The sequence below is a fragment of the Leisingera daeponensis genome (assembly GCF_019801465.1).
GTDB lineage: Bacteria > Pseudomonadota > Alphaproteobacteria > Rhodobacterales > Rhodobacteraceae > Leisingera > Leisingera daeponensis_A.
Genome location: NZ_JAHVJA010000001.1, coordinates 375,093 through 396,685 on the forward strand (window position 1 = coordinate 375,093; position 21,593 = coordinate 396,685).

General features: G+C 62.7%; 23 protein-coding genes. 11 read left to right on the forward strand and 12 right to left on the reverse strand.

All coding sequences use genetic code 11. The annotated features are described in order from the left end of the window. Positions 1-35: 35 nt before the first annotated feature. The 3 genes from ligA (at position 36) to KUV26_RS23530 (ending at position 4,637) form a co-directional block, all read left to right on the forward strand. The gene (ligA, locus tag KUV26_RS01875) at positions 36-2,279 is read left to right on the forward strand and encodes an NAD-dependent DNA ligase LigA (protein WP_222507131.1); all 2,244 of its coding nucleotides are present in this window, start codon (positions 36-38) and stop codon (positions 2,277-2,279) included. Next, positions 2,276-4,366 carry an ATP-dependent DNA helicase RecG gene (gene recG / locus KUV26_RS01880; RefSeq protein ID WP_222507132.1) on the forward strand — a complete coding sequence of 697 codons (2,091 nt, stop codon included), beginning with the start codon at positions 2,276-2,278 and terminating at the stop codon, positions 4,364-4,366. The genes ligA and recG overlap by 4 nt, the downstream gene beginning before the upstream one ends. Positions 4,367-4,514: 148 nt before the next feature. Further along, complete coding sequence (locus KUV26_RS23530; protein ID WP_019296173.1) at positions 4,515-4,637, forward strand: hypothetical protein; 123 nt, start codon at positions 4,515-4,517, stop codon at positions 4,635-4,637. Positions 4,638-4,933: 296 nt separating this feature from the next. Here the strand turns inward: KUV26_RS23530 and KUV26_RS01885 are convergent, their stop codons facing one another. Further along, positions 4,934-5,386, reverse strand: a complete 453-nt coding sequence (locus tag KUV26_RS01885; protein WP_222502719.1) for an iron-sulfur cluster assembly scaffold protein — start codon at positions 5,384-5,386, stop codon at positions 4,934-4,936. Between the two features lie 77 nt (positions 5,387-5,463). Between KUV26_RS01885 and hisI the strand changes: the two genes are divergently transcribed. After that, complete coding sequence (gene hisI, locus KUV26_RS01890) at positions 5,464-5,823, forward strand: phosphoribosyl-AMP cyclohydrolase (RefSeq protein ID WP_222507133.1); 360 nt, start codon at positions 5,464-5,466, stop codon at positions 5,821-5,823. Between the two features lie 36 nt (positions 5,824-5,859). On the opposite strand, the gene gluQRS is transcribed toward hisI, so the two are convergent. From gluQRS to KUV26_RS01910, 4 genes are all read right to left on the reverse strand, one after another. Next, positions 5,860-6,720: a tRNA glutamyl-Q(34) synthetase GluQRS gene (gluQRS, locus tag KUV26_RS01895; protein ID WP_222507134.1), complete on the reverse strand. Its 861-nt coding sequence runs from the start codon at positions 6,718-6,720 to the stop codon at positions 5,860-5,862. Continuing rightward, positions 6,717-7,331: a class I SAM-dependent DNA methyltransferase gene (locus tag KUV26_RS01900; RefSeq protein ID WP_222502439.1), complete on the reverse strand. Its 615-nt coding sequence runs from the start codon at positions 7,329-7,331 to the stop codon at positions 6,717-6,719. The genes gluQRS and KUV26_RS01900 overlap by 4 nt, the downstream gene beginning before the upstream one ends. A gap of 33 nt (positions 7,332-7,364) precedes the next feature. After that, positions 7,365-8,720 (reverse strand): methylenetetrahydrofolate--tRNA-(uracil(54)-C(5))-methyltransferase (FADH(2)-oxidizing) TrmFO, encoded by a 1,356-nt coding sequence (trmFO, locus tag KUV26_RS01905; RefSeq protein ID WP_222507135.1) that lies wholly within the window; start codon positions 8,718-8,720, stop codon positions 7,365-7,367. A gap of 336 nt (positions 8,721-9,056) precedes the next feature. Continuing rightward, positions 9,057-9,842, reverse strand: coding sequence for an enoyl-CoA hydratase (locus KUV26_RS01910; RefSeq protein ID WP_222507136.1), 786 nt, complete (start codon positions 9,840-9,842; stop codon positions 9,057-9,059). Between the two features lie 58 nt (positions 9,843-9,900). Here KUV26_RS01910 and KUV26_RS01915 point away from each other — a divergent pair, with 58 nt between their 5' ends. Further along, positions 9,901-10,323, forward strand: coding sequence for a PaaI family thioesterase (locus KUV26_RS01915; RefSeq protein ID WP_222507137.1), 423 nt, complete (start codon positions 9,901-9,903; stop codon positions 10,321-10,323). Here the strand turns inward: KUV26_RS01915 and asd are convergent. Both asd and KUV26_RS01925 read right to left on the reverse strand, forming a co-directional pair. Further along, positions 10,320-11,210, reverse strand: coding sequence for an archaetidylserine decarboxylase (gene asd / locus KUV26_RS01920; protein ID WP_222507138.1), 891 nt, complete (start codon positions 11,208-11,210; stop codon positions 10,320-10,322). The two genes, KUV26_RS01915 and asd, sit on opposite strands and share 4 nt — an antisense overlap. Before the next feature lie 203 nt (positions 11,211-11,413). After that, on the reverse strand, positions 11,414-11,647 hold the full coding sequence (locus KUV26_RS01925; protein WP_222502444.1) for a DUF1127 domain-containing protein: 234 nt from the start codon (positions 11,645-11,647) through the stop codon (positions 11,414-11,416). 96 nt (positions 11,648-11,743) lie between these two features. Here KUV26_RS01925 and KUV26_RS01930 point away from each other — a divergent pair, with 96 nt between their 5' ends. Then, a complete protein-coding gene (locus tag KUV26_RS01930; RefSeq protein WP_222507139.1) occupies positions 11,744-13,147 on the forward strand; it encodes a PLP-dependent aminotransferase family protein in 1,404 nt (467 codons plus the stop codon). A 61-nt stretch (positions 13,148-13,208) separates the two neighbouring features. Here the strand turns inward: KUV26_RS01930 and KUV26_RS01935 are convergent, their stop codons facing one another. Beyond that, a complete protein-coding gene (locus KUV26_RS01935) occupies positions 13,209-13,679 on the reverse strand; it encodes a hypothetical protein (protein WP_222507140.1) in 471 nt (156 codons plus the stop codon). A gap of 361 nt (positions 13,680-14,040) precedes the next feature. On the opposite strand from KUV26_RS01935, the gene rplM reads away from it, so the two are divergent. The 5 genes from rplM (at position 14,041) to KUV26_RS01960 (ending at position 18,145) form a co-directional block, all read left to right on the forward strand. After that, the gene (rplM, locus tag KUV26_RS01940) at positions 14,041-14,499 is read left to right on the forward strand and encodes a 50S ribosomal protein L13 (protein WP_222502447.1); all 459 of its coding nucleotides are present in this window, start codon (positions 14,041-14,043) and stop codon (positions 14,497-14,499) included. A 5-nt stretch (positions 14,500-14,504) separates the two neighbouring features. Further along, positions 14,505-14,990, forward strand: a complete 486-nt coding sequence (gene rpsI / locus KUV26_RS01945; RefSeq protein WP_222502448.1) for a 30S ribosomal protein S9 — start codon at positions 14,505-14,507, stop codon at positions 14,988-14,990. A 986-nt stretch (positions 14,991-15,976) separates the two neighbouring features. Continuing rightward, positions 15,977-16,588 (forward strand): CatB-related O-acetyltransferase, encoded by a 612-nt coding sequence (locus tag KUV26_RS01950; protein WP_222507141.1) that lies wholly within the window; start codon positions 15,977-15,979, stop codon positions 16,586-16,588. A gap of 133 nt (positions 16,589-16,721) precedes the next feature. Then, positions 16,722-17,090 (forward strand): group I truncated hemoglobin, encoded by a 369-nt coding sequence (locus KUV26_RS01955; RefSeq protein ID WP_222507142.1) that lies wholly within the window; start codon positions 16,722-16,724, stop codon positions 17,088-17,090. Beyond that, positions 17,087-18,145: an adenylate/guanylate cyclase domain-containing protein gene (locus KUV26_RS01960; protein WP_222502451.1), complete on the forward strand. Its 1,059-nt coding sequence runs from the start codon at positions 17,087-17,089 to the stop codon at positions 18,143-18,145. Before KUV26_RS01955 ends, KUV26_RS01960 begins: the two co-directional genes overlap by 4 nt. Here the strand turns inward: KUV26_RS01960 and KUV26_RS01965 are convergent. From KUV26_RS01965 to metA, 4 genes are read right to left on the reverse strand one after another with little or no spacing between them, the layout of a single operon-like run. Continuing rightward, entirely contained in the window at positions 18,142-18,759 is a 618-nt protein-coding gene (locus tag KUV26_RS01965; protein ID WP_222502452.1) for a TetR/AcrR family transcriptional regulator, read from the reverse strand. The two genes, KUV26_RS01960 and KUV26_RS01965, sit on opposite strands and share 4 nt — an antisense overlap. Continuing rightward, positions 18,752-19,621 carry a polyphosphate kinase 2 gene (ppk2, locus tag KUV26_RS01970; RefSeq protein ID WP_222507143.1) on the reverse strand — a complete coding sequence of 290 codons (870 nt, stop codon included), beginning with the start codon at positions 19,619-19,621 and terminating at the stop codon, positions 18,752-18,754. The genes KUV26_RS01965 and ppk2 overlap by 8 nt, the downstream gene beginning before the upstream one ends. 59 nt (positions 19,622-19,680) lie before the next feature. Next, the gene (locus KUV26_RS01975) at positions 19,681-20,634 is read right to left on the reverse strand and encodes an alpha/beta fold hydrolase (protein ID WP_222507144.1); all 954 of its coding nucleotides are present in this window, start codon (positions 20,632-20,634) and stop codon (positions 19,681-19,683) included. A gap of 1 nt (position 20,635) precedes the next feature. Continuing rightward, positions 20,636-21,553, reverse strand: a complete 918-nt coding sequence (gene metA / locus KUV26_RS01980) for a homoserine O-succinyltransferase (RefSeq protein WP_222502455.1) — start codon at positions 21,551-21,553, stop codon at positions 20,636-20,638. Positions 21,554-21,593: the final 40 nt, after the last annotated feature.

The following is a 21,593-nucleotide window of genomic DNA, read 5'->3' on the forward strand; positions in this document are numbered from 1 at the left end:
GAGGGGAGAACGAAGAGGGACCGCGCGAGGCAGGAATGACAGAAAAAGACGTGGCCAGCCTGACGGCAGAAAACGCAGAAGCAGAATTTCTGAAGCTGGAGGAGCAGCTGCGGGCGGCGGATCTGGCTTACCATCAGGAAGACGCTCCGGAGATCAGCGACGCGGAATATGATTCGCTGAAGCGGCGCTACCGGGCACTGGCGGAAGCCTTTCCCGAACTGGCGGAAAAAGCCACTCAGCTGGATGCGGTCGGCGCGCCGGCGGCTTCCGGCTTCGGAAAGATCATTCATTCCGTCCGGATGCTGTCGCTGGGCAACGCCTTTGCGGATGAGGACGTCGCCGACTTCGACCGCAGCATCCGGAAATACCTTGGCCTCGGCCCGGCGGACGGGCTTTCATTCACTGCCGAGCCCAAGATCGACGGCCTGTCGCTGTCCCTTCGCTACGAGAACGGCACGCTGATCCAGGCGGCGACCCGCGGTGACGGCAGCGTCGGGGAAAACGTGACGGCCAACGCGCGCACGATCACCGATATTCCCAAGCATTTGGACGGTGCGCCGGAGGTGCTGGAGGTGCGGGGCGAAGTCTACATGAGCCATGCGGATTTTGAGGCGCTGAATGCCCGTCACGCAGAGCGCGGCGGCAAGACCTTTGCCAACCCGCGCAATGCGGCGGCAGGGTCGCTGCGGCAGCTGGACGCGGAGATCACCCGAGCCCGGCCCTTGCGGTTCTTCGCCTATAGCTGGGGGGAGCTGAGCGAGCCGCTGGCCGAAACCCAGATGGAAGCGATTGAACGGCTGAAGGCCCTTGGCTTCCAGACCAACCCGCTGACCCGGCTGTGTGCCTCGACCGAAGAAATGATCGCGCATTACCGCAGCATCGAGGCGCAGCGCGCGACGCTGGGCTATGACATCGATGGCGTGGTCTACAAGGTCAATGACCTGGCGCTGCAGGGGCGGCTGGGGTTCCGCTCCACCACGCCCCGCTGGGCGATTGCGCATAAGTTCCCGGCGGAGCTGGCCTGGACCCGGCTTGAGGCGATCGACATTCAGGTCGGTAGAACCGGCGCGCTGAGCCCGGTGGCGCGGCTCACTCCGGTCACCGTTGGCGGGGTGGTGGTGTCCAACGCCACGCTGCACAACGAAGACTACATTCAAGGACGTGATTCCAAGGGTGAGGAGATCCGCGGCGGCAAGGATATCCGCATTGGAGACTGGGTGCAGATCTATCGCGCCGGTGACGTGATCCCCAAGGTGGCGGATGTGGATCTGTCCAAACGGCCAAACAAGGCGGAACCCTACCAGTTCCCGCAGATCTGCCCGGAGTGCGGCAGCCCCGCAGTGCGGGAGGAGGGCGACGCCGTGCGGCGCTGTTCCGGCGGTTTGATCTGCCCGGCGCAGGCGGTGGAGAAGCTCAAGCATTTCGTCTCCCGCGCAGCCTTTGATATCGAGGGGCTGGGCGCCAAGCAGGTGGAGCAGTTCCACAGCGACGGCTGGATTAAGGAGCCCGCGGATACCTTTGATCTGCAGGAGAAATACGGATCCGGCCTGCAGCAGCTGAAAAACCGCGAAGGCTGGGGCGAGAAGTCCGCTGAGAACCTGTTTGCGGCGATCGAGGAAAAGCGCACGATCCCGCTGGCCAAGCTGATATTTGCCTTGGGGATCCGCCATGCAGGCGAGGTTGCAGGCCGCGACCTGGCGCTGCATTACCGGAATTGGCAGGCGATGGCGGATGCGATTGATGCAGCCCGTCCCGCCGCTCTGGCGCACCGGGCGGCGGATGAAGCCGAAGAGACGGAGCGTCAACTGGCCTCCGAAGAAGGCCGGCGCGCAAAGGTGTCGGAAACCCGGGCGGCAGCCTTGGCGGCCTGCGGCGTTCCGGCAGAAGCTTCTGCCGCCTGGGCGGACCTGATCGGGGTGGACGGGATCGGCGCGGTTCTGGGCCTGTCCCTGTCAGACGCTTTCGCCAACCCGGAGGAGCGGGCGGCGTTCGACCGGCTGGTTGCCAAGCTGACCATCGTGCCGCCGGACGCCCCCGCCGCCGACAGTCCGGTGGCCGGAAAGACCGTAGTCTTCACCGGAACTTTGGAGAAGATGACCCGTGCCGAGGCCAAGGCTCGGGCGGAGGCTCTGGGGGCCAAGGTTTCGGGCTCCGTTTCCAAGAAGACCGACATTCTGGTGGCCGGTCCCGGAGCGGGGTCCAAGGCCAAGAAGGCGGCGGAACTGGGCATCCAGACGCTGGACGAAGACGGTTGGCTGGAGTTGATTGCAGGAGCATGAGCGGGCGTCCGGAAATTCTGTTTCCGCTGTTTGCCGGTGCCGAGACCCTGCAGGGTATCGGCCCGAAAACCGCGCAGAGCCTTCTGCAGATCGATGTGGAAACGCCGCGTGACCTGTTGTTTTCACTGCCTTATTCTGTGGTGGATAGGCGCCGCCGGGACACAATCCGCGGGGTGGACTTGCCGGCTACGGTGACGGTTGAGGTGACCGTGGGCCGCCACCGGCCTGCACGGAATAAGGGCGGCGCCTACCGCATCCACGTTGAGGACGCGGAGACTGAGTTTCAGCTGGTCTTTTTCCACGGCCGCAGCCGCTATTTGGAGGCGCAGCTGCCGGAGGGCTCCCGCCGGGTGGTTTCGGGCAAGCTGGAGCTGTTTGACGGGCTGGCGCAGATGGTTCATCCGGACCACATGCTGCCGGTGGCAGAGGCGCATGACATTCCGGAATATGAGCCGGTCTACAGCCTGACCCACGGGGTCACGCAGAAAACCATGTACAAGGCAGCGCAAAGCGCTCTGTCGCGGATGCCGGAATTGGCGGAGTGGATCGATCCGGCGCAGATGCTGCGGGAAAACTGGCCTGCCTGGCACGAGGCGCTGCAGACCGCCCATGCGCCGCAAGGCCCGGATGACCTGGGCCCGCTGTCTCCCGCCCGGGCGCGGCTGGCCTATGACGAGCTGTTTTCGCATCAGCTGACTCTGGCGCTGGCGCGGCTAAGGGAACGCAAGGCCCGCGGGATCGAAAGCCATGCGACGGGCCGTCTCCAGTCGCGGGTTCTCAAGGCGCTGCCCTACAAACCGACCAACGCGCAGGCGCGGGCCATCGAGGAAATCTCAGCCGACATGGCTTCTGCCAAGCGCATGAACCGGCTCTTGCAGGGTGATGTAGGCGCCGGGAAAACCCTGGTTGCTTTCATGGCCTTGCTGGTGGCTGTTGAAGCTGGCGGTCAGGGGGTGATGATGGCGCCGACCGGCATTCTGGCGCAGCAGCATATGGAGGGTCTCGCGCCGCTTGCCGAAGATGCCGGGGTGGTGATCGAGATCCTGACAGGCCGCGACAAGGGGGCTGAGCGCAAGGCCAAGCTGGCGGCGTTGAAGCGCGGCGATATTCACATCCTGGTCGGCACCCACGCGGTGTTCCAGCAGGATGTCGAATTCCGCGACCTGCGCCTCGCGATTGTCGATGAACAGCACCGTTTTGGCGTTCGCCAGCGGATGGAGCTGGCCGAGAAAGGCAAGGGGGCCGATGTTCTGGTGATGACCGCAACGCCGATCCCGCGTTCGCTGGCTCTGGCGCAGTACGGCGACATGGATGTTTCGGTGCTGGATGAGAAGCCGCCGGGGCGCAAACCGGTTAAGACCGCGGTCATCAGCACGGAACGGATGCAGGAGGTGGTCGACCACTTGCGCAAGGCGATTGCCGAGGGGCGGCAGTGCTATTGGGTCTGCCCGCTAGTGGATGAATCAGAGTTGAGCGACCTGACCGCGGCGGAGGAGCGTTTCAAGCATCTGCGCGCGGTGCTGGGGGAGGGCGAAGCCGGTCTGGTGCACGGCCAGATGCCGCCCGCCGAAAAGGATGCGGCGATGGCTGCATTTGTGACAGGGGAAACCAAGGTCTTGGTCGCCACCACGGTGATCGAGGTCGGGGTGAACGTGCCCAATGCCTCGATCATGGTGATCGAACGGGCGGAAATCTTCGGCCTGGCGCAGCTGCATCAGCTGCGCGGACGGGTGGGGCGCGGCAGTGCCGACTCGACCTGCCTGCTGATGTACCAGCCGCCGCTGACCGAAGGCGCCCGCAAGCGGCTGGAGGTGCTGCGCGAAACCGAGGACGGCTTCCGGATATCGGAAACCGATCTGCAGATGCGCGGGGCGGGCGACGTGATCGGCACCGCGCAATCCGGCCTGCCGCGGTTCCGTATCGCAGACCTGGAACGCCAGGCCGGTCTGATGGCGGTGGCCCAAAGCGATGCGCGGGCGCTTCTGGCCGCTGATCCCAAGCTGGAAAGCGACCGTGGCATGGCGGCGCGTGTTCTCCTGTGGCTGATGAAGCAGGATCAGGCGATCCGTTTGATTTCAGTAGGTTGAGCGGATCTCGCGCGTTTGTTCTCTTGAGGTGTTCCTTTTCGTTCGCAAATGTTCTCAAAAAGTTCTTTACAGGTGCTCCAGAAAATGAGAACAAAGAGGCAACAAGATTGCCTGAGAGCAGCGACGCAGACTGGAGGAGGCCCGAGCCATGATTGCACAGATCAAGACCACCATTCAAAACGCCCATTCGACCCTGCTGCAGGACGCCATCGGCGCGGCCTCGCTGATGGTGATGCTGGTGGCGGCGCTGCATCTTCCGGGGCTGTTCTGACACCCGTACCGTATTCCTGAATGCCTCTGCTGTGCCGGGCCGGCCCTTTCCTGTCCCGGACTGTTTCCGGGGATCATCCGCCTGTCCCGATCCCCATTGGCCCGATCTTCGGCTGAATTGCCTGTAGATCCTGCCTGGCCCGCCCGGGTCCCGCACCGCAGAGCATGACTGCCGCCGCCATCTGCCCGGATGTGCGGCGGTTTTTTCATACTGGACAGGGGGATGCCGCCGATCGCCTCCGTCCGGAAACGGAATGGCGCGCTCTGCAGTTTGTTTCGTCTGTAATGGGGCTGGCTTTAAGCGCACTGCTCCTTGGCGGCGGTCTGCATGGCTTCCAGCGTCGCCTCCAGTGCCAGCATGATCGAGGCATGGCGGTTCTTAAATTCGCGCGCGGGCTGTAGCACTTCCAGGCCGTCAAACGGGGCCTCCGGCACCGGGCCGTCCTGGGTCAGCATGGCCTTCAGCTGATCGCGGGCCGTCTCCACCTCGGCCAGCGAACGGCCGATCACATTGGCGCCCACCACCGCCGCTGAAGCCTGACCCAGCGCACAGGCTTTCACGTCCTGACCGAACTCCGTGATCCGGCCGTCCTCAACTGTGATGTCGACGGTGACAGCAGAGCCGCAAAGCGGCGAACGCTTCTTGACCGTGGCGTCCGGCGCCTCGAGCCGGTCCAGATGCGGAATGTCGGCGGCCAGCGCCAGAATGCGCGAGGAATAAAGCTTGATCAGATCATTATCGCCAGACATCGCTTTCCCGGTCTTTCCCATTTTGCAGGTTCCCCATACATAGGGAGCCGAACAGCAGATGCAAAAGGTTTTTAGCCATGTCCTTTGATCCCGCCAGCCTGACTTACAATGACGCCGGGCTGATCCCCTGCATTGCTCAGGACGACACCTCCGGCGAGGTTCTGATGATGGCCTGGATGAATGCCGATGCCGTGGCGCGCACGCTGGAGACCGGGCGGGTTACCTATTGGTCGCGTTCACGCCAGTCGTTCTGGGTAAAGGGCGAGACGTCCGGCCATGTGCAGGAACTGATCGATTTGCGCGTCGACTGCGACCGCGATTGCCTTCTGGCGCTGGTGCGCCAGACCGGGGCGGCCTGCCACACCAACCGGCGGGCCTGTTTCTATACCGCGGTGCGGGACGGGGAAGAGGTCGAACTGATGAGGCCAATGGAATAACGGCCGTGGCGGGCCGTGCCTCCGGCGGGAATTTTTTCAGGAAGAAGAAGGCGGCAGGCCCACCATTTCGCGGATGTCTTGCGGGGTAGCGCCCTCGGCGCGGTACTTGGCAATGGCGCGGGCGTCATCGCGCTTGGCGAGGCGTCTGCCGCTTTCATCACGGATCAGGCGATGGTGGTGATAGACGGGCGCGGGCAGCCCCAGCAGGCTTTGCAGCAGCACGTGGATCTGGGTGGCTTCGAACAGGTCGGCACCGCGTACCGCGTGCGTGATTCCCTGGTCTGCGTCGTCGACCACCACGGACAGGTGGTAGGAACCGCCCATATTGCGGCGCACCAGGATGATGTCGCCAACGGCCGAGATCAGCTGTTCCGGATCCAGATGATGCGTGCCGTCATGATCCGGCCCGGTTTCGGTGAAGCTTCCCGGCTCTGCGGCCCGGACGGCCTTTTCCATATTCAGCCGGATCACGTCGCGGCCGGAAGCCGCGCCAGGCAGGCGGCCGCGGCAGGTGCCTGGATAGATGCGGCCGTCGGGGCCGAATTGCGGCATCCCTTCCTGCGGAGCCCCTGCAGCGGCCTCGATATCGGCGCGGTTGCAGCGGCAGGGGTAGGTGAGGCCCATGGCGGTCAGCTGCTCCATTGCTGCCTGATAGCGCGGCAGCCGGTCGGACTGGCGCATGACCGGTTGCGGCCACCGGAGTCCGAGCCACTCCAAATCCCCGTAAATCTGCGCCTCCCACTCCGGCCGCGCGCGTGACTGGTCGATATCCTCGATGCGCAGCAGAAAAGTGCCGCCTTCCGCCACGGCCATATCATGCGCCAGCAAGGCGGAATAGGCATGCCCCAGGTGCAGCGGTCCGGTTGGCGACGGTGCAAAACGTGTAGTGAATGTCACGCTTTCTCAATTACATAGACGGTGGACTTCAGGTTGATGCCGGGCAGGTGATCCCCGTGTTCCCGGAATAGCAGCCGTGCGGCCGAACAGTCCAGCCATTCATTGAGCTTGCCGGTGTAGGCCCGGTCCTCCAGCGCATGATCGTTGTAGGAAAAGGCAAACAGCCCCTTGCGGTCCAGCCCGCGCATGATCACGTCAAAGGCGGCGGGCGGTGCTGCGCCGGTGCCCAGTACGCCGCAGCCGACGATCGCGCGGTAGGTGCCGGGTTTGACCGGTGCTTTGTCGGTGACATCCAGTTCGGACAGGTTCCTGTAGGCCCCTTTGTTCCGTGCCTTGGCCAGCATCTCGGGGGACGGTTCCAGCCCGTCGACCACGTTGTAGCCGGCCGCGCGCAGCGCCAGGCCTGCAAGGCCGGTGCCGCAGCCGAAATCGAGGATCGGCGTGTCCGGCTCCGGCAGGTATTTCCACAGCGCCGCAGCGATCCGCGCCGGCGTTGCATAACCATTCTCCGCAATTTCAGCGTCATATGAGGCGGCCCAGCGGTCATAGTGGTCGCGGGTCGCCTCCTGGCTGGTAAGGCCGTAGGATTTACCGAGGAATTTTTCGCTCATGCAACAATTCTAGACACGCGGTTTGCGCAGCGTCTAGGAAAAGTTGCTGAGCCACTCCTGCCAGACCTGTTTTGCCCTGTCGGTATAGGCCTTGTAGCGGTCCTTGCGGCCGCGGCGGCCGCCCTTGAGGCCGTCGACCGGGCGGAACAGGCCGAAGTTCACGTTCATCGGCTGGAAGGTCTTGGCCTCGGCACCGCCGGTGATGTGGTGGATCAGCGCGCCCATGGCACTGTCCTGCGGCACTTCGGGAAGCTCCCGGCCGAGGATCTCAGCAGCGGCCAGACGGCCCGCCAGCAGGCCCATGGCAGCACTTTCAACATAGCCCTCAACCCCGGTGATCTGACCGGCAAAGCGGATGTTCGGCTTCGACTTCAGCCGCATCTGCGCGTCCAGCAGGGTGGGCGAGTTGATGAAGGTATTGCGGTGGATGCCGCCAAGCCGGGCAAAGCTGGCGTTCTCCAGCCCCGGGATCATCTTGAACACTTCGGTCTGGGCGCCGTATTTCATCTTGGTCTGGAAGCCAACGATGTTGAACAGCGTCCCCAGCGCGTTGTCGCGGCGCAGTTGCACCACCGCATGAGCCTTGACGTCCGGCTGGTGCGGATTGGTCAGTCCTACCGGCTTCATCGGCCCGTGGCGCAGGGTTTCGCGGCCGCGTTCCGCCATCACCTCGATCGGCAGGCAGCCGTCGAAATATCCAGCGGTCTCGCCCTCGTGGAATTCGGTCTTGTCGGCGGCCAGCAGGGCGTCGATGAAGGCCTCGTACTGGTCCTTCGTCATCGGGCAGTTGAGGTAGGCGGTGCGCTCTTCCTCGGTTTCGCCCTTGTCGTAGCGCGACTGCATCCAGGCTTGGCTCATGTCGATCGACTCGGCGTAGACGATCGGCGCAATAGCGTCGAAGAAGGCGAGCGCCTCGGCGCCGGTCTCGGCCTGGATCGCCTTGCCCAGTTCCGGCGAGGTCAGCGGGCCGGTGGCAAAGATCCAGTGGCCCTCCGCGGGCAATTCGGTGACCTCCTCATAAGAGACAGACACATTCGGATGCGCCTTCAGCTTGGCGGTCACGGATTCGGCGAAGGGTTCGCGGTCCACGGCCAAGGCGCCGCCGGCGGGCAGCCGGTGTTCATCCGCGGTGGTCATGATCAGCCCGTTGGCAGCACGCATTTCCCAGTGCAGCAGGCCGACCGCGTTCTGCTCGTCATCATCGGAGCGGAAGGAATTGGAGCAAACCATTTCACCCAGGTTGCCGGTCTGGTGGGCAAAGGTCTCCACTTTGGGGCGCATTTCGTGGATTACCACAGTGACGCCCATGTTTGCCGCCTGCCAGGCCGCTTCCGAGCCGGCCATGCCGCCGCCCACGATATGCAGTGTTTTTGCCGAATGATCTGTCATGCCCGCCACATAGGACAGGGGGCGGGCCGGTGCAACAGGGATGGGCGTTTCCGGCATGCTCTCAGGGGCGGCCGGATGCATAATTAGGGTTGCGGGTTTGAAGGTAAATTTGGGGCCGCCGCTGCGGGAATGGATCACCGGGGTGAGAGAGCCGGTTGGAGGGACCCTTCCGCAGCAGCAGCCCAAATTGTGCGGGCCGGTGACTGCTCAGCGGCCTTGCCCAATCTTTGCCATCTTTCCGCCCGAATTGAAAGGCGGTCGTTTGGCCCATTACGGAAACACTACGTTCCTATTGGTAAACAAAGGCTAAAGCTTTCCGTTAATTTTCGGAAAATTTCACTCCTGCCAGTCGGGCGCGCGTTTTTCAATGAAGGCGGCCATGCCTTCGATAGTGTCGCGGTACATCAGGTTCTCGACGATCACCCCGCTGGTATAGGCGTAGGCCTGATCCAGCGGCATCTGCAGCTGTTGATAAAACGCCTGCTTGCCGATCTTCACCGCAGCTCCCAGTTTCGAGGCAATGGTTTCGGCCAGCCGGTTGGTTTCCGCCTCCAGCTGGTCCAGCGGCACGGCGCGGTTGGCCAGCCCCAGTTCGACGGCGCGGGCGGCGTCGATGAACTCCCCCGTTGTCAGCAGCTCAAACGCCTGCTTGCGCGGGATGTTGCGCGACAGGGCCACCATTGGGGTGGAGCAGAACAGGCCGATGTTCACCCCGTTGACGCCAAACTTCGTGCCTTCCGCAGTCACCGCCAGATCGCAGGAGGCAACCAGCTGGCAGCCCGCTGCGGTGGCGATGCCGTGAACCTGGGCGATCACCGGCTGGGGCAGGGACTGCAGGCCGGTCATCACGCTGGTGCAGCGGGCAAACAGATCCTGGAAGTATGCCTTGCCGCCATCTGCGCCCGCACGGCCTGCAGTCATCTGCTTAATGTCATGGCCGGCGCAGAAACCTTTGCCGGTGCCGGACAGGATCACCACCTTGACGCTGCTGTCTTCGCGCAGCGCCTCGATCTGTTCCTGCAGCGCTGCCAGCATCTCATCCGACAGGGCGTTCAGCTTCTCCGGCGTGTTCATTGTCAGCCGGGCGATACTCCCAGTGTCGCAACGTTCCAGAATTGCCATCTTGCTCTCCTCCCAAGGGTTGCGGCAACTCTAATCAGCGTGAAAGGAAAGGAAAAGCATGGCTCTGGCATTTGATGTCGCAGGTCTGACGGAATACCTGCATGAGATTTTTCCGCAGGTGAAAGATGACTTTGCCATCGATGCGATGGATGAGCAGGGCTTGCGGATGCGCCTGCTGACGGCGGAGCGGCATTTGCGGCCGGGCGGCACCGTGTCGGGCCCGTCGATGTTTGCGCTGGCCGATTGCGCGATCTATGCGCTTATCCTGTCGCGGCTGGGCCAGGAGGCGCTGGCGGTGACCACCAATTGCTCGCTGGATTTCATGCGCAAACCGGTGGCAGGCGCGGATGTTATCGCCGAAGCGCGGCTGTTGAAGTTGGGCCGGGTTCTGGCGGTGGCCGATGTGCTGATGTATTCCGAAGGCCAGGCAGAACCGGTCGCCCGCGCGTCGATGACCTATTCGATCCCGCCCAAGCGTTAGAGCGCGGTGGCCAGCGGCTGACCGACCTTCACCAGCGTTTCCCGGCCTATCGCGCTGTTTGCCGCCAGATCCTTAGAGAACTGCACCTTTCCAGGCTCGAAAACCATCACCACAGTGGAGCCGCCGAACCTGAAATAGCCCTTTTCGTCCATCTTTTGCACTGCGCCGCTTGTGCGGGTGTTCACGATGGAGCCAACGCCGAAGGCGCCCACCTCGACAAAGCAATAGGTGCCCAGCGTCCCGGTTTCGATGAGCGTCCATGTCCGCTTGTTTTCGCCGAACACATCCGGCCCGGCGCCGAGTGCAATCGGGTTCACCGAATGGAGAGCGCCGGGAATGTCCTGTGATGCGGTAATCCTGCCCGCGGCAGGAAAGTGGTAGCGGTGGTAATCCGCGGGGCACAGCCGCACGATCGCCAGCGCGCCGCCGATGAAGCGGTCGGCTATGCCGGGCAGCATAGTGCGCACTGACATCGGGTGGCCCTTGACCGGGACAAAAACATCTTCGGCCAGCTGCGGAAACACAAGGACCCGGCCGTCGGCGGGGGAAACGATGTCCTTCGGATCCGGGCTGAAGGGGCGGGCCTCGGGCTTCAGGTGCCGGACAAAGAAGTCGTTGAAGCAGCCATAGCTTTCGGCCGGGGCAGTGGCCTCGCTCATGTCGATGGAGAGTGCGTCTATGACCGCGGCGATCTTGCCCCGGGAAAACCGCGAGTCGAACCATGCCCCCATCAGTCGGCTGACCAGGGCGGAGCGGAACAGCAGTTTCTCCACCGGCCGCGCGCTGGCATTCTGATAGGCCCAGCGGATCCATTTCTCGCCCAGCACGGCCTCCTCAAAGGTCTCGCCGGTCTCGCGGTCAACAACAAGAATGGGGTCGCGCTGCATCAAATCTGCCAATCTGGTTCCATCCCGCTGCGCCTAGCAAGAAGCCGCGGTCGCGCCAAGGCGCAATTTATCCGGCGCAACCTGAGCTGCGCATGTTCCGGGTGTCTAGCGAACCCGCTTCACCAGGACGGCACCGGTCCGGCGGGTGCAAAAAAAAGGCCGGGGCATGCCCCGGCCGTCAGGTTGTTCCTTTGCCCAGGGGATCACGGGCGCCAGAACGGAAGAGTGGCTTCATAATGGGCGTCCTCGCGGGAGAGCCCGATGTCCTTCAGCTGCGTATCGCTCAGACGTTTCAAATGGGTTCGGGTGCGATGGCGCAGGCTCCACTTGGTCACCAGCACGGCAAAGGAGACGGCCCACTGCGCCAGAACCGGCAGGGCCGGACGGCTGTTCAGATAGGACATGTTCGATTGTGCCATTTGCGTATGCTGTGCCATGGGAGGCTTCCTCTGTATTGTATTGATACAATCCTGTAGATTTGTCGTGGTGTTTTGATACAAAGAGGGTGCAATATTGTCCAAGGATGGATTGTAATGGGTACAATTTGGCCGCAGAGCTTGGGGGAGGCAAAAGGCCCCAAGTACAAAAAGGTTGCAGATACAATCCGGTCAGCCGTTGCGGCGGGAAGTTTGAAAACTGGTACAAAGCTGCCTCCGGTGCGCGATCTCGCGTACCAGTTGAGTATTACTCCTGGCACCGTGGCAAGGGCCTACAGCATCCTGACCGACGAAGGCGTGCTGCAGGCCGAAGTCGGGCGCGGCACCTTTGTAGCGGAAAAGAAAAACCCGGTGCCCGATGACGTATGGTCGCGGCAACTGCATCTGCTGGAGGCGCGCGATCCCGGCCATGTCAGCCTGTTCAGCCCGCGGATTGCCGACATGGGGCAGGTGGCCGCGGTGCGCGAGGCGCTGCATAAGGTGGCGGAAGGGGAAGCCTACCGTTTTCTCAACTATCCGACCCGCGATGCCTACCTGCCGGTGCGCCAGGCTGCTGCCGCTTGGGTGGGCCAGTCGCCAGTGGGAACCGTCAGTGAAAACGACATTGTCCTGACCCACGGCGGCCAGAACGGTATCATGGTGGTTCTGCAGGCAATCCTGGAGGGGCCGCAGCCGGTGATCATGGTCGAGGATCTGACCTATGCCGGCTTCCGGCGCGCGTCAGAGCTTCTGCGCGCGCAAGTGGTCGAGGTCGCCATGGATGAGCACGGCATCCTTCCGGACGCCATGGAGCTTGCGATCCGCAAATCCGGTGCAACGGTCATCTGCACCAGCCCGGAAGTGCAAAATCCCACCGGCCTGTTTACCCCTTTGGAGAGGCGCAAGGAAATTGTCCGCATCGCCCGCCGCCACGGTGTGCAGATTGTCGAGGATGACTGCTACCGCCTCGGAGAATCGCGGGCGCCCAGCTACCGGGCGCTGGCGCCGGAACTGGCCTGGCACGTTTCTTCGATCTCCAAGATCCTGACGCCAGCCCTGCGCGTCGGTTTCGCCCTGGCGCCGGAAGGGCGGGCAGCGGACCTGCGCCGGGTTGCGGAATACGGTTACTTCGGTCTGGCGCAGCCGCTGGCGGAAGTCGTGCGGATCCTGCTCTCCGATCCGCGGCTGCCCGGCTTGGTGCAGTCGGTCCGCAGTGAAATGGCCCGCTATGTGCGCGTGGCGGTCAATGCGCTCGGCGGTTTTGACCTGACCTGGAATCCGGAGGTTCCGTTCCTGTGGCTCAAACTGCCATCGGGCTGGCGCGCTGCCGCCTTCACCCGCGCGGCGGAGGCCAATGGTGTGCAGATCCGGTCAGCGGACGAATTTGCGCTGCGTGACGGCCGCGCGCCCCATGCGGTCCGCATCGCCATCAACGCGCATGTGCCCTTGAAGCAGTTTGAAGAGGCGATGCTGCGCCTGCGCGCCCTTCTGGACAATCCGCCGGAGCAGATCAGCGTTTAGAGGAAGTGTATAATGGGGCCCGGCGCCTGCGGGCCCCATTCCGGACGGGTTCGACCAGACGTTATTCAACCTGGATCGAAACGCCAGAGGTGTGATTGGCATTGAACGACCAGACGTCACGGCCTGCCGCGATCCCGGCGGTTACCGCTGCCGCCAGAAGCCCAGCAGCCGACGCGCCGCCAACGACAGTGCCGTTAAGCATCGGGGCCAAAGTGGCGTCTCCGGACTGGCTGCCGGTTGCGCATTTTACATACGCGTCCGTTGGCTGCCGTTTCAGCGTCGGGACGTTGACCTTGGCGGGGGTTATGAATGCCGCCTTGAATTCGGCGCTTTCGATGGTGCATTTTGCGCCGACGACTTCTTGCATGTTGTCGCTGCTGGGGTAGCCGCCTGTTTCTTCCAGCTTTTCCTTGTCAAGAATGACATGCGTCCGGAAGGTAAGCTCCTTGTAGCCTTGAACGCGGGGAGCAGTAATGCCTTCGTGCTTGAGGGCAGCTGTGACCGGTGGGGCGGAGACTTCGGCGTTCTGCATGCAGGCGCCGAGGATTACAGGAAGCGTGCAGGCAAAAGCTATTTTGCGAAACATGAGTGGCCATTCTCTTAAGTTGTTTTCCTGCGCGGGGGCTTAGCGCCCGGTTTCATGGGAGACCAACGGCGGCACCATGCGCTGGTGGGAATGTGTGCGGGTGTGCGTTATTGACAACACCGCAGTCTGAACAGGGAGGGAATTCTTGGGGTATTATTATACCTATTTTTTAACACCTTGATTTTAAACAGGTTAATGTTGTTTCCCGGTGTTGACTGGGGCCCGGGATGCCCGTAAACCCCGTCCATCGAATTCAGGCAGGGAACCACTGGGATTCTGCCTTCACGACAAACAGGATTGACCTGCCATGAAAACCTTCTCTGCTACACCGGCAGATATCGAGAAGAAGTGGATCCTGATCGACGCCGAGGGCGTTGTTCTGGGCCGTCTTGCCTCGATCGTTGCCATGCGCCTGCGTGGCAAGCACAAAGCGTCCTTCACTCCGCATATGGACATGGGCGACAACGTCATCATCATCAACGCCGACAAGGTGCAGATGACCGGCAAGAAGCGCGAAGAGCACTTCTACTGGCACACCGGCCACCCGGGCGGCATCAAGTCGCGCACCAAACAGGAAATCCTGGAAGGCGCGCACCCGGAGCGTGTCGTGTTCCAGGCCGTTAAGCGCATGCTGCCGGGCAACCGCCTGTCGCGCCAGCAGATGACCAACCTGCGTATCTATGCCGGCGCCGAGCACCCGCATGAAGCCCAGGCACCTGAAGTTCTGGACGTCAAATCCATGAACAAGAAAAACACCCGGAGCTGATACCGATGGCTGATCAGATCAACACTCTTGAAGAGCTCGCAGCTGCAACCGGTGTGGAAGCAGTGGCTGAAGAAACCATCGCGCGTGAGCCGGTTCGTGACGAACTGGGCCGCTCCTATGCCACCGGCAAGCGTAAAGACGCTGTTGCCCGCGTCTGGATCAAGCCGGGCTCCGGCAAGGTCGAGGTGAACGGCAAGGAAATCAACAAGTACTTCGCCCGTCCGGTGCTGCAGATGATCCTGCGCCAGCCGTTCACGGTTGCCGGCGTTGAAGACCAGTTCGACGTCTACGCCACCGTCAAAGGCGGCGGCCTGTCCGGTCAGGCCGGTGCGGTCAAGCACGGCATCTCCAAAGCGCTGCAGCTGTACGATCCGTCGCTGCGCGGCGCGCTGAAAGCGGCCGGCTTCCTGACCCGCGACAGCCGCGTTGTCGAACGTAAGAAATACGGTAAGGCCAAAGCCCGCCGTTCGTTCCAGTTCTCCAAGCGCTAAGCGTTTCGAGGGACAGTATTGCGAAAGGGCCGCCTGTTGGGCGGCCCTTTCCGTTGCTGGCGGTGCGTGCCGCTGCATCACTCCCAGAGCGCGTCCCTGTAGGCCTGTTTGGCATTCTGCAATGCGTCACCGGACCCCCGTTTTCCTCTGCGAATTCATTCAGCCGGACCGCCGGCTTCAGGTTGCGGGGCATGTGTTCCCCGGTTGACAGCTGCTTGGCCAAATTGGCTGCAGCCGGAAAGTATCCCGCTTCAGCAGACTTGATCGCCAGCTGGGCGCCGCGGCTCGGGTCTGTGCCCTCGCCAACGATCAGCATGTGGGCCAGGTTGCACATTGCAATCGGATACCCATGGGCTGCGGCGTGCAGGTTGAGCCGGTACTGAACTTTCTCCATATCGTCCGGTATGGGGTTTCCGCGGCAATCTTCATTGGTCATGATCCAGCCCAATGAAACGGCGGCCTGCGGGGGGAATGCGTCGATGGTGTTGCCGCGGGCCACCAACTCATCCCAGCGGCTGAGCTCGCCCTCGCAGACTTCATCGGCAACTTTGTTGAAATACTCCCGCTCTTCCAGAACCAGATGCATCGGTTTGGCGTCTTGCGCCAAGAGCGGACCAGCTGACGTCAGAACAGCAATCATCGTTTATAAAAGCTTGGTCATTGCAATCCTTTTTCCCTCCAGCCTGTGCAGTCAACCGCCGTTGCAATGAGGCTTAGAAGCGGGGCAGAGGCGGGGCAGAGGCTGGTAAGCGTACCTATGGCAATTGCTTGCGATGTTATCCATCAGCGCCTGCAGGTCACGGAATTTCTCGAAAGAATAGGCCTGTACGCCGCGCTGGCCCTGGCCCCGGTGCCGCATTTGAAAGAGGAGCATTCCATCGCCGTACCAGTATTCCGGTGATGTCGCGCTGCCTTCAGGGTTCCTTTAGAAAGATTTCCTAGGGTGTCCCGGAAATCCTAGGACGGGAACCGGAAGGCAGAACACCATGACATCACCGGAAAACTTTAAGACCGCCCCGATCGGCAATGGCCAGCTGGAAATCGGCCGCTTCACCCATGGCTACGAGGGCATGGAGATCGAGGGGCAGGGCGGCGGTGCCAATGTGGCGGTCGGCTCCTTCTGCTCGATCGGCCGTGGCGTGCGGGTGATGCTGGATCAGTCCCCGGCGCTGGACAGGATCACTGCTTTCCCCTTTGGCGAAGCTTTCACGGAGCATCTGGGCGGCGCTGAAACACATGCGCCGCAGCAGCGCGGGCGGGACGTGGTGATCGGCAACGATGTCTGGATCGGTGCAAACGCAACCCTTCTCGGAGGGGTGTCGATCGGCGACGGCGCCGTCATCAGCCCGAATGCCACCGTGACCGGAGATGTGGGCGCTTATGAAGTCTGGGCGGGCAACCCGGCGCAGCTTGTGCGCAAGCGCTTTGACGACGAGGTTTGCAGGAAGCTGCAAGCGCTTCGCTGGTGGGACCTGCCGCTGCCGCTGATCCAGGAAATGGCACCGCTGCTGGCAGCGCAGCCGACAGTGGATCTGATCGAAGGCCTGCAAGGGATTGTCAGCGATCTGGTGACCTTCTCGGACGCAGGTGCTGCCTGATCCCGGATGGCCCTCGGGCTTGCGGATTTTCCGGCCTGTTTCCGGCCCGGGCGGCACGTAATGACCCGGGCGTTAACTTTTCCGCAAAATTGGCGTAACATGATCGGACCGCTTCCCTTTGGGGGCCGCTGGCATGCCGCAAACAATCTACGAGAAATACGGCGGATTCAGCGCGATCAGCCGGGTCGTGATGACCTTTTATGAACTCGCGCTCGATTCCGATCAGATCGGCGACTATTTCGCCGACGTGGATATGGCGCGGCTGATCGACCATCAGACCAAATTCATTTCCTCTCTGCTGGGCGGACCGGCCTCCTTCAGCGACGAGCGGCTGGAGGCGGTGCACCGGGCCCTGGGCATCAGCCATGAGGATTTCGATGAAATGGGCGCGCTGCTGAAGAAAGCGCTGGAACAGCACGGCCTGTCGGAACCGGATATCCGCACCACGCTCAGCGCCATCGAGAACAAACGGAGCATCATCGTCACGCGGGACGCGGCATGAGCATCGCCGCCATCAACGAGCAGCTGCTGCGCGCGATCGGCGTCGGGGTGGCCGTGGTGCGCGCGTCTGACCTGGGGTTTGTCTTTCACAATCAGCCCTTTGCGGAATGGTTCGGCACGCCCGGCGAAGGTGCTGCGCTGACAGAGTCCATTGACGGACTCAGCCAGGAGGAGCTGGCACCGATTTGCGACGAGGGCCTGCGCTATTCGGCGGAGTTCAAGATCAAGCGCAAGCGCCGCACCCTGGTTTTTGCCATCAATATCTCCCAGGCCAGCCACCGGAACGAGGCGCTTCTGGTGGTGGAATGCCAGAACATCACCCGAATCCGCGAACTGGAAAGCATGATCGACAGCTATTCCGCGATGGTGGAGCGCAATACCCGCGAGCTGGAGCGCGAGAAGGAGCGGGTGGAGCGGCTGCTGCTGAACCTGATGCCGCGGACGGTTTACGAGGAGTTCAAGACCTTCGGCGTTGTCACCCCGCAGCTTTATCCTGCGGTGTCGGTTGTGATGCTGGACTTCGTGAACTTTACCGATTTCGCCTCCCGAACCGACCCGACGGTCACACTGGGCGAATTGAACGATATTTTCACCGCCTTCGACCGCATCGTCGAGCAATACGGCTGCGAGCGGATCAAGACCATCGGGGATGCCTATCTGGCGGTGTCCGGAATGCCGGAACCGGCGCCGGATCACGCCACCGCAGTGGCCCATTGCGCCACGCGGTTCCTGCGATACCTTGACCGGCGCAACCAAAGCCACCAGCACAAGTGGGAGGCCCGCATCGGCCTGGGCACCGGTTCTGCTGTCGGGTCGGTGGTCGGCATCCAGAAATACGTCTATGACGTGTTCGGCCCTGCGGTGAACCTTGCCTCCCGCCTGCAGGTCTTTGCGAACCCGATGAAAATCGTCGCCCCGGAGGAAATGAAGGACGCCCTGTCGGAGGAGTTCCGCGTCACCGATATCGGGCCGGAGACCATCAAGGGCATCGGCGAAGTGAACCTGGTCAATGTTGGCGATGAGTTGAGCACACCGCAGCCCAGCAGCCGGTTTTAACTGTCCGGTCCGATCAGCCCCAGTCCGCGCAGGTAAATGCCGATACCGCTTTCCAGCAGATCCTCGGGAGGAAAGGGGGAGGCGGCACCGGGGGAATTACGGGCGTAAAGCTCCACCACCCCGTGGCTCATTGCCAGGACGTGGGCTGAGAACATGGAGGCCGGCGGCCGTTTCTCGGCCGGGATATGCTGGCTGAGGTCCGCCGCGGCACGTTCCAGGATTTGCCGCGCGCGGGCGGCGGCATCGGCCAGCTCCGGCGTGCGGTTCACCGAGATGCCGCTTTCGAACATGGCGATATAGTGGCCCGGGTGTTTGCGGGCAAAGGCGAGGTAGGCCCGCCCGGTTGCCTCGAACGCCGCCAGCGCGGAAGGCTGGTACTTGTCATAGGCATGCTGCATCAGGTCGGCGAACATGATGTAGCCCTGCCGCGAAGCCTCCGCGATCAGGTCCTCGCGCCCTTCGAAATGCCGGTAGACCGCTGCCGGGGTGACGCCCGCCTGTTTTGCCGCTTCCGACAGGGTGAAACCCGTCGGCCCCTTGGCCTCGATCAGCTGCAGGGCGGCCTCCACCAGCGCCTGGCGCAGATTGCCGTGATGATAACCGCGTTTAGGCATCCCAGATATCAGGGCCTCCGCAAATCCTGGTGTCCAGAGCGCCGATCGCACTGCTGTCCTCGTTTTCGTACTCAATTGCGTGCAGCACGCTGCGGATCGCCGCCAGCCGTGCCCGCCGCTTGTCATCGGAGCGGATGACGGTCCAGGGCGCTTCGGCGCTATGGCTGCGTGTCAGGGTCTCGGCGATAGCAGCGGTGTACGCCTGCCATTTCTCCAGGCCCTTGACGTCGATCGGGCTCAGCTTCCATAGTTTCAGCGGGTCGCGCTCGCGGGACAGGAACCGGCGCAACTGCTCCGCGCGGCCGACGTTCAGCCAGAATTTGAACAGCCGCACGCCGTCCTCCGCCAGCGCCTGCTCGAATCCCGTGACCTGGTGAAAAAACCGCTCACGCTGCGCGTCGGTGCAAAAGCCGAAAACCTTTTCGACCACCCCCCGGTTGTACCAGCTGCGGTCGAAGAAAACGATCTCGCCGCCCGACGGAAGATGCTGGATGTAACGCTGGAAATACCATTGGCTTTGCTCCGCCTCAGTGGGTTTTGCCAAGGCCACCACCCGCGCGCCGCGGGGGTTCAGATTCTCGCGGAAGCGCTTGATGGTGCCACCCTTTCCTGCGGCATCGCGGCCTTCGAAGATGATTGCGATCCGCTCTCCCGTGGCCTTGACCCAGGCCTGCAGCTTGACCAGTTCGATCTGAAGCGCCGCGATCTCCTTGTCATAGTCCTTGCGGCCCATCCGTTCATCATGCGGGTAGGAGGGGTTCAGAATGTCATCCTTGCCGGCCGTTTCGATGGCCTTGCGGATGTCCTTCGGGGCTGCGTTTTCAAAGTAGGCGCTGATCGCGCCGTCAAACGGCCGCTGCATGTAAAACCCTCCTGTCCTCAAACCCTTATATGGGATGGCAGTATGGAATGTGAATCGGTTTAACGCAAATGCGCGCGGTCGGCAGCGCGGCGGACGGCGGCGGCGACCTCATCGGTTGCCACATGCTGCGGCATATGGCCGATCCCGTCCAGCAGGGTCAGCCGCGCGGTGGCCACGTGCCGCGCCAGCCCGCCGGCATGAAGATCGGGGCTGACCAGGTCATCCTCGCTGCCGTGGATGACCTCCAGCGGCACCGTGATGCCGCCATAGCGGCGGGACAGTTCGGTCACTTCCTCCAGCAGGTTCGCCCGCTGCCGTGCATTTGCCCGCAGGGAGCCGCGCCGCAGCGACAGGCCGGTTCCAAAATGCTCTGCATAGCCAGCCGGCACGGACTGCGGGGCGAAGATTTCCTGCAAGGAGCGGCTGACCACAAATTCCGGCACATAGGCCGCAAGCAAGGGCACGGCCACCGCACTGCCGAAGCGGGAGGACGTGACGCGGTACAGCGGATCCAGCGGCGTGGTCCAGGGGTAGGCAACACCGGACACCGACACCAGGGCCGCGACACTGTCGGGGTGATCCACCGCCCAGGCCAGCGCTACCGCGCCGCCGTAGCTTTGGCCCAGCACGACAGGTTTCCCGGCGCCCATCTGCGCCGCAGCCTGGCGCAGCACTTCGGCCTGCTGGCGGATGGTGGCTCCGCTGCCGTTCAGAGGGCTGGAATAGCCCAGGCCCGGGCGGTCGAAGATCAGGATGCGGAATTCGTTGGCCAGGGCAGGCGCCAGGCGGAAGGTCATGTCGCGGGTGTTGCCGCTGGAGCCGTGGAGCAGGACCAGATCCGGGGCGCTGCCCTTGGGCCGGCCCATTTCCACCACATGCACCCGGTGGCTGCCCACGACAAGGATCTCGCCCTGGGGCGGGTGGCGGGCCTCTGCCGCGGCCTCGCGCCGGGCCGCCTGCCAGGCGGTCAGCGCGGCGCCGGCCGCCATGGCGAAACCCGCCCAGATCAGCATCCTAGCGGCCAATCTCATCCAGATCATAAGGCGTCGTCTGGTAGATCTCATTGATCCAGTTGCCGTACAGAAGATGCGCATGGCTGCGCCAGCGGTTCTGCGGCTGACGGCTGGGATCATCGTCCGGGTAGTAATTGCCCGGAACATTGATCGGGGTGCCATTGGCCACGTCGCGGTCGTATTCCTGCTTCAGCGTATCGCTGTCGTATTCGAAATGGTTGAAGATATAGAGCGCGCGATGCGCCTTGTCCTCGATCAGGCAGGGGCCGACCTCATCGCTGCCCAGCAGCGTTGTCAGCCCCGGGACCGCGTCGACCTCTGCCTGCTTCATTTCCGTCCAGCGGCTGACAGGGATGACGAAATCATCCGAAAACCCGCGCAGATAAGGCGAGGCCGGCGCCAGGTTCCGGTGCCGGAAGCAGCCGAACGCCTTGTGGTCCAGCATGTGCTTCTTCACGCCGTGGAAATGGTTGATCATCGCCATCCCGCCCCAGCAGACGCCAAAGGTGGAATGCACGTTGGTCTGGGTCCATTCAAAGACTTCGCGCATCTCGTCCCAATAGGTCACCTCGGGAAACTCCAGATGCTCGATCGGCGCGCCAGTGATGATCAGCCCGTCGAACTTCTCGTGCTTCACTTCCTGGAAGGAGTGGTAGAACTCCTCCATGTGCTCAGCCGCGGTGTTCTTGGTCTGATGCTCGGTCATCCGGATCAGGCTCAGCTCGATCTGCAAGGGCGTGGCGCCGATCAGCCGGGCGAACTGGTTTTCCGTCTGGATCTTCTTGGGCATCAGATTGAGCAGCCCGATGCGCAGGGCCCGGATATCCTGACGCGCCGCCTGATCCGGCGACATGACCATCACGCCTTCGTTCGTCAGAACGTCATAGGCGGGGAGGTCTGCGGGGATCTTGATGGGCATGTCACTGTCCTGATTTGCGGAAGGTTGTGCGATATAGCGG